This window comes from Thalassospira sp. (assembly GCF_040218635.1).
GTDB lineage: Bacteria > Pseudomonadota > Alphaproteobacteria > Rhodospirillales > Thalassospiraceae > Thalassospira.
In genome coordinates, this window is the sequence record NZ_JAVJRB010000012.1 from 1,120,827 (window position 1) to 1,127,549 (window position 6,723).

The 6,723-nt window shown below is 52.5% G+C and carries 6 protein-coding genes and 1 rRNA gene; 1 reads left to right on the top strand and 6 read right to left on the bottom strand.

Annotation, left to right across the window (positions count from 1 at the left end):
• Positions 1 to 7: 7 nt before the first annotated feature.
• The 4 genes from RIC05_RS19155 to RIC05_RS19170 all read right to left on the bottom strand — a co-directional run bounded on the left by RIC05_RS19155 (position 8) and on the right by RIC05_RS19170 (position 2,542).
• On the bottom strand, positions 8 to 550 hold the full coding sequence (locus tag RIC05_RS19155; protein WP_350046122.1) for a DoxX family protein: 543 nt from the start codon (positions 548 to 550) through the stop codon (positions 8 to 10).
• The gene (locus RIC05_RS19160; protein WP_350046123.1) at positions 543 to 1,319 is read right to left on the bottom strand and encodes an HvfC/BufC family peptide modification chaperone; all 777 of its coding nucleotides are present in this window, start codon (positions 1,317 to 1,319) and stop codon (positions 543 to 545) included. Before RIC05_RS19160 ends, RIC05_RS19155 begins: the two co-directional genes overlap by 8 nt.
• Positions 1,316 to 2,170, bottom strand: a complete 855-nt coding sequence (bufB, locus tag RIC05_RS19165; protein WP_350046124.1) for an MNIO family bufferin maturase — start codon at positions 2,168 to 2,170, stop codon at positions 1,316 to 1,318. Before bufB ends, RIC05_RS19160 begins: the two co-directional genes overlap by 4 nt.
• Before the next feature lie 72 nt (positions 2,171 to 2,242).
• Entirely contained in the window at positions 2,243 to 2,542 is a 300-nt protein-coding gene (locus RIC05_RS19170) for a BufA1 family periplasmic bufferin-type metallophore (protein WP_350042929.1), read from the bottom strand.
• A 315-nt stretch (positions 2,543 to 2,857) separates the two neighbouring features.
• On the opposite strand from RIC05_RS19170, the gene RIC05_RS19175 reads away from it, so the two are divergent.
• Positions 2,858 to 4,675, top strand: a complete 1,818-nt coding sequence (locus RIC05_RS19175) for a methyl-accepting chemotaxis protein (RefSeq protein WP_350046125.1) — start codon at positions 2,858 to 2,860, stop codon at positions 4,673 to 4,675.
• 144 nt (positions 4,676 to 4,819) lie between these two features.
• Here RIC05_RS19175 and RIC05_RS19180 read toward each other — a convergent pair whose 3' ends face one another.
• Together RIC05_RS19180 and rrf are read right to left on the bottom strand one after the other, a co-directional pair.
• The gene (locus RIC05_RS19180; protein WP_350046126.1) at positions 4,820 to 6,406 is read right to left on the bottom strand and encodes a TRIC cation channel family protein; all 1,587 of its coding nucleotides are present in this window, start codon (positions 6,404 to 6,406) and stop codon (positions 4,820 to 4,822) included.
• A gap of 192 nt (positions 6,407 to 6,598) precedes the next feature.
• Positions 6,599 to 6,713: ribosomal RNA gene (rrf, locus tag RIC05_RS19185) — 5S ribosomal RNA — on the bottom strand.
• Positions 6,714 to 6,723 lie beyond the last annotated feature (10 nt).

Below are 6,723 nucleotides of genomic sequence, written 5' to 3' on the forward strand. Positions count from 1 at the left end.
TTGCGTATTAAGCCCGCATCCGGTTCAGCACACCATCAAGTGAAACCTTGCCCCCGCCTGCAAAGACCAAAATACCCAGCACAAACACCCACAATAACCGCTGGTCAATCAGCTCCGTCGGCAGGCCATTGGCGAGTGATCCAATGGCTGCCCCGTGGAAGACAACATCGACGATCGTTTGGACGATGACAAATCCGATCATGCCCAAGGCGCTTAATCGTGTCAGCAGACCAATCGCAATCAGAACCGGCAGGACAAATTCCGCCATAGTTCCGGCCCAGACAATCAGATGCCAGGGAAAGAATGGAATTGCGGTGGTGTCATATAAATATTGCTCGGCAATCGGTGGCAAGATCTGGGCAAATGCCCCCGCACTTAACCCGATGCCATCAATTTTGGTCAGAGCACTGTTGAAATAATAGGGCAGCAACAGCAGAACAAACACCAACCGGGATGCCAACCCCAAATGATCCCGCCCGACACGCCCGACAATGGCGTCGATGAGTGTCGCATAACAGCGGACCAGTTTTCCGATAACGTGATCAGTCATGCCGAACTCCTGTATCGGTGATGAAGCGGGCATCAAACGCCCCGCAGACCAATAAATCCGCAAACCCGCGGGTCACATCAAATGCATGATCCGTCGCCAGTGCGATGTCGCAGGCGGTTTCTACATCGCAGTCATTGTTAAAAATGGCCGCGCAAAATGCCGCCTGCCCTCGTGTTAAAAGCTGCATCTTCACATCCATATGGGGCCGCGTGAACAAAACCGTTTCGCCCTGTGCGATGATGTTTTTCGGGGTGTCAGATAGGTTTTGTGCGTTCCAGATCGACAGGACCGGGTGATCAGAGACCACCAACCGACAGGCCGAGTGTGCGTGTAACTGCATCGCGCCCAATACGTCCTCGTATCCCGTCAGATGGCTTGCCGAAAGTGGTTCGCAATCCTTGGCGTTCAAGGCTTCAAGCCGGGCCCGTTCAAGCCGGGCAATATCCGCCAGATAGGGAAGCGATGCGACCGCCTCATGTTCGGCAATAAAATCGGCAAAGCCATCGCCATAAAGCGCTAATGAACCGGGGCGACTGGTTTCCGTGCTGACAAACTGCCGCGCCAATTCGCGAAAGAATGCGTCGCCGACAAGCTTTTCCACGGTTGGATAGGCCGCCGGCAATGCATCACACAGCCCGCGATGGACGTTGTTGCGATAGATGGCAAAGCGATGGGCGTTATCTGGTGCAAGTTCTTTGGGATAGGCATTTGGCGCCAAGCTTTGAACAGCTTGGCTAAACCCGTCATAGAATGCCTTGAGATCACTCATGATGCCGCCTCAAGACCAACCGTGCGATCATTCGTCAAATAGCGATCGGCCAGCATGGCTTCTTGATGCAGCACCGGCCATGACGGCACATCATTATCCCATTCAATCAGGGTTGGCCGTGGCCCGATGCGCCCGACAAGCCGATCAAACAGTGCCCAGACCGGGTCTGCTACCGGACGGGAATGGGTATCGATCAATACATCATCATTTTGGTTGGCATCGCGCTCATGCCCGGCCAGATGGATTTCGCCGACCAGATCAGCAGGCACCGCATCGATAAATTCCTTGGCATCGAACCCCAGATTATGCGCCGATATGTAAACGTTGTTTACATCCATCAGCAATCCACAACCGCTGCGCTGGGCGGCTTCGGTGATGAAGTCCAGTTCCGGGATCGAGTTTTGCGGCAAGGCCATATAAGACGTCGGGTTTTCGATCAGAATGCGCCGCCCGATATAATCCTGAACGTGCGAGATTGCTGCAACCAACTGATCAAGCGATGTCTTGGTCATGGGTGTTGGCAAAAGATCAGCCATATAAAGACCTTCGTGGGACGACCATGCAATATGTTCGGAGACCATGGCGGGGTCGAACCGGTCTACCAGTCGCTTGAGATCGGCTAAATGACTTTCATTTAACGGTTCTCCGCCGCCCAGGGACAATCCAACCCCGTGCATGGATACCGGATACTGCCCGCACAATTGTTCAAGCATGGCAAGCCGCGGCCCACCAGCAACCATGTAGTTTTCCGGGTGAATTTCAAACCAGCCGACAGAGGGGCTTGTGCCAAAGATATCTTTGGCGTGGTCGGCCTTAAATCCAACACCGGCACGTGCGGGCAGTTCGGTCATGTAAACCTCAAAACACTATGATCGCGTTGCGGTCAGTGATCATGAATGACGCTGACACCAACCGCCTCGCGGTTAGCTCGCAGGAATATCGCGATCAAGTTTTTCAAGACTGCCCATCACGTCACGGCCATCTGCGGTGGTGAAGCTCATATCTTCGCATGTGCCAGCCGGAACCAGCTTCCAGGCATTGCCCTGATAATCAACGGTCGATGTGCCGGCACAGGTCGTGCCCGGACCTGCGGCACAGTCATTCTGACCGGCAAGCGATACGCCAAAGCATTTTTCTTTTGCACCTTGCGCCGATGCCTGCTCGACCGCGGCCATTGAAACCGCAGCACTCAATGCCGCACCCAGAACCATAGCTTTTTTCATCGTCGTTTCCTTCGGTTGAATTCGGAACACCACATCAAAGTGATGCTTCAACCGTAGGGGTGAACATTGTTTGGGTCACTGCACCATTCGCACACGCATTGTCAAACACACGTGAACTCGCCTGCCCTTACGATCACGCCCCCGTGAACACCAAGGCATTTAAGCAATGCCAGCCGCCAAGAAAACGGCCTCCCTTGCACTCAAAACATCCGTTTGAGGTTGAGCCTTGAACCTGAAGGCCATCGACAGCATTTGTGTAGAAGACATTGCAAGAATTTCCAGAAGAAAGACAAAGCACAAGCGGGGTAGACAGCTATGTTCGGCTTTTCCAGGTCACGTGCGAAGACGAGTGATACCGATCTGGTTGAAGAACCCGATTTATCGGGGAACGCGCAAGGCACAGAAAGCGATGTGATTGCCGCGATTAACCTAACCCAGGCCGTGATTGAGTTTTCACTTGATGGCACGATCCGCACGGCCAATGAGAACTTTCTTTCGCTGCTGGAATATTCTCTCGATGAAGTTCAGGGTAAACATCACAGGATTTTCGTACCGCCCGAAGACGCGAAAAGTGCCGAGTATCAGAAATTTTGGCAGGACCTTGGCAATGGGGTTGCCCAAACCGCACAATTCCGACGGATCACAAAATCGGGCAAGGATGTCTGGATACAGGCCTCCTACCCCCCTATCCTGAAGTCCGGAACAGTCGACCGGATTATTAAATTTGCCACCGATGTGACCGATCAGGTTATTGAAAGCGCCAGTGCAAACTCACAGATCGATGCGATCAACCGGGCGCAGGCAGTGATTGAATTTGATCTTGATGGCACGATCCGCCACGCCAACAAAAACTTCCTTGGCCTCATGGGTTACACCATGGAGGAGGTCGAAGGAAAACATCACCGGATCTTTGTCGATCCGGTTGAAGCCAATTCTCCTGAATATGCCAAATTCTGGGACAATCTCCGTCTGGGACACTATCAAACGGCGGAATTTCGCCGGATCACCAAGAATGGCAGCGAAGTCTGGATCCATGCCACCTATAACCCGATCAGCGATCCAAACGGCAAGATCATCAAGGTGATTAAATTCGCCAATGACATCACCGAGGAATTCCACAAGCGTGAAGAATTTGAATTGATGTCGATGGTCGCAAATCAGACAAGCAATGCCGTCGTCATTACCGATATTGATCGCCATATCCTTTACGTCAACAGCGGCTTTACCAACATGTTCGGCTTCACATTGGAGCATGTGGCCGGCAAATGGATAAAGGATATTCTGGTCGGGCCCCAAACCGATCCGGCAACGGTCGAACGCATTACAGCCGAGCTTAACCAACCCCGCGCATTCTATGACGAGATCGAACTTCGGAACGGCAATGGCGACCCGCTTTGGATTTCGGTCACCAGCAACCCGACACAGGATGACCACGGCAACCACACCGGTTTCATTGGCATCATCGCCGATATTAACGACGTCAAATCAAAGGCCTTGGAATATCAGGCGCGCTTTGATGCCATCAGTAAATCCATGCTGTTTGCCGATTGGGAACCGGATGGCCGGTTGCTCAACATCAATGAGTTCATGCAATTGAAATCCATATCAGATGCAGCCACAAGGTCGGCCCTGCATGATCTGCATGACTTGCTTGGTACCGAAGACCTTGAAAAACTGCGCGCAACGGGGGTTCTGTATATCGAATTTGATTTGCGCTTCGGCGATCGTCAAACAGCATTTGGCTTTTCCGCAACCCTTGCCACAGTTCAGGACAGCGATGGGCACATTAAAAAGTTCATCATGTATGCCAGTGACGTGACGGACAAACGTCAGGTCGTGTCAAAAAGCGAAGCCGTGGTCAAAGAGCTTGTGAAGTCAGGAAGCGACATTACATCCATGATCTCGACGATTAATGACATTGCATCGAAAACCAACATGCTGGCGATGAATGCAACCATTGAATCTGCGCGTGCTGGCGATGCTGGCCGGGGCTTTGCAGTGGTTGCCAGTGAAGTCCGCGAACTCGCATCGCAAGCGGGCGAATCTGCGAGTAAAATCAATACTGTCGTCGCACTCAATCACAACCTGATTGCCGAACTTTCCGAAGAAATCAACAAACTGCGATCAAGCTAAGCGATAACCGCCCAGCCACCAGAAACGACAAAACCCCCGACCAATAAAGGTCAGGGGGTTTTGGGTACCGTTGGAATGCGATGGAAGATCCCCTCCATCGCATGGTTTTGTGAAAATGCGCAGAAATTGCGACAGGGTCCAAACTCAGAAACGGGGGCTTTTAAGGCCAAACATCACGATCAGCATTCGCATGACAAATGCCCCGACGACATTGATCATAACGGCAAAGAAAATGTCTGATGTTTCGGCCTGATGCCCATGTAGCCAGAAGAACCCTGACAGGATAAATCCCCAGAACAAGGGGATCTCGGCGTAAAACGATGTCTTGAGTGCCGGGTTGTTCCGATCTGCCCGAACCACGTCGCGGATAATCCCGCCGCCTGCCCCGGTCAACATCGCCAGTAACGGCCCCCACAATAAAAGCGGGGTGCTGTTCATCGTCACGGCGACATAAACCCCCGTCACGGTAAAGGCGGAAAGCCCGATGGCATCGGTTGTCTCGATCACATTGCCCATGGTCATCATCCGACGGAACCGGTTTTTGGGGCTGGCTTCCGGATCGGCTTTCGGCACATTTGTCGATTTTGGCAATCTGTCAAAAATGAAATAGATGACGTAACCGGCCAGCACCGTCCCGATCACCAACAATATCCCGTTGGGAGATTGCATGATGCCAATCGGCTCGCGCCCGGATAACAAGTCACGGACCACCCCACCACCCACGCCTGGCAAGGCCGACAGCACAAAGGCACCAAAAATGCTGTAGCCTTCGCGCCGTGCCAGAAGCACGCCTGAAATGGCAAAGGCCACAGTGCCGAGAATATCAAGGGCTGTAAACCAACGCCCGCTCAGCGCGATGCCAAACCGGATCGGGGTAACAAAGGACTGAATGATGCTGTCATGTGTCCCGTCATTTCGAACCGTCTGCAATGCGATATTGAAATCATCTACGGTTTCTTGCGATACGGTGGCCCGCGAAAACATTGCATGGATGTCACCGGAAAACACCGGCATGGAATGACGATCAATCTTGTTGCCATATCCATCCCGGATCAGGGCGGATTCAACAAATACCTGATCAGAGAGCAACGCATCAATCTGCCCGTGCTCCAGACTTTGCAGCGCCTTTTCGATACTGTCATAGGCCACTACACGGTCATGATGATTTCCGGAAATCGTCTGATCGACGTCGATGCCATAGGAATAGCCGTCAAGCACGCCGATATGGCCATCGGCCGCGGCAATATTCTCAACCACATGGGCAAAGCTGTCGGCATTATGGGCGATGGAGGCGCCGTTCTGGAAAAACACAGAATCCGTCTCCACCCGATAGGATTCTGAAAAATAGGCATATTCCGAACGTTCGGGATTTTCAAAGGCGCCCAAAGCCATGTCGACCTTGCCATCGCGCAAATCGCGCTGAACCTGCGCCCAGCTTGTCGGGATAAAGGTCGTGCTATATCCCGCCCGTTTCAGGATTTCACGGGTAAGCTCGATATCCAGCCCGGTCAGACTTTCCGTGCCATGTTGAAGATGGGTATATTGATACGGGTGCGACGGATACCACCCCACACGAAGATGCTTTTCTGCCGTGCTTGCGTGGGCCAGTCCGACTGAGATCATGATCAGGGCTGAGAACAAGGCCAAAAACCTCGTTACAAACCATGCCTGATTTTCAAAGCACGATTGCTGCTTCTCGCACCGACCACTTAGCGCAAAACCCCACACCATCGTCCCGTCCCCTAAATTGTCTTTGGTCAAAAGGATATGACAGTCTTGTGGAACAGCAAAGCTGTATCACCTGCTTGCCTTGACGATGTCCGTTAAAGAAAACCTGAAGCCAGAAACGACAAAACCCCCGACCAATAAAGGTCAGGGGTTTTTAAAATCGATGTATAGGGAATATGAAGCTGTGTTTAGAAGGCTCGGCAGTGACCTACTCTCCCGTGCCTTAAGACAAAGTACCATCGGCGCAGGCTGGTTTCACTTCTGAGTTCGGGATGGGATCAGGTGGTTCCCGGCCGCTAATGCCACCGAGCCATCTAAAC

Excerpts from the sequence above, each read along its gene's own strand:
- RIC05_RS19175 (WP_350046125.1), top strand. The coding sequence starts at position 2,858 with ATGTTCGGCTTTTCCAGGTCACGTGCGAAGACGAGTGATACCGATCTG.
- RIC05_RS19180 (WP_350046126.1), bottom strand. The coding sequence starts at position 6,406 with ATGGTGTGGGGTTTTGCGCTAAGTGGTCGGTGCGAGAAGCAGCAATCG.
- RIC05_RS19155 (WP_350046122.1), bottom strand. The coding sequence starts at position 550 with ATGACTGATCACGTTATCGGAAAACTGGTCCGCTGTTATGCGACACTC.
- RIC05_RS19170 (WP_350042929.1), bottom strand. The coding sequence starts at position 2,542 with ATGAAAAAAGCTATGGTTCTGGGTGCGGCATTGAGTGCTGCGGTTTCA.
- bufB (WP_350046124.1), bottom strand. The coding sequence starts at position 2,170 with ATGACCGAACTGCCCGCACGTGCCGGTGTTGGATTTAAGGCCGACCAC.
- RIC05_RS19160 (WP_350046123.1), bottom strand. The coding sequence starts at position 1,319 with ATGAGTGATCTCAAGGCATTCTATGACGGGTTTAGCCAAGCTGTTCAA.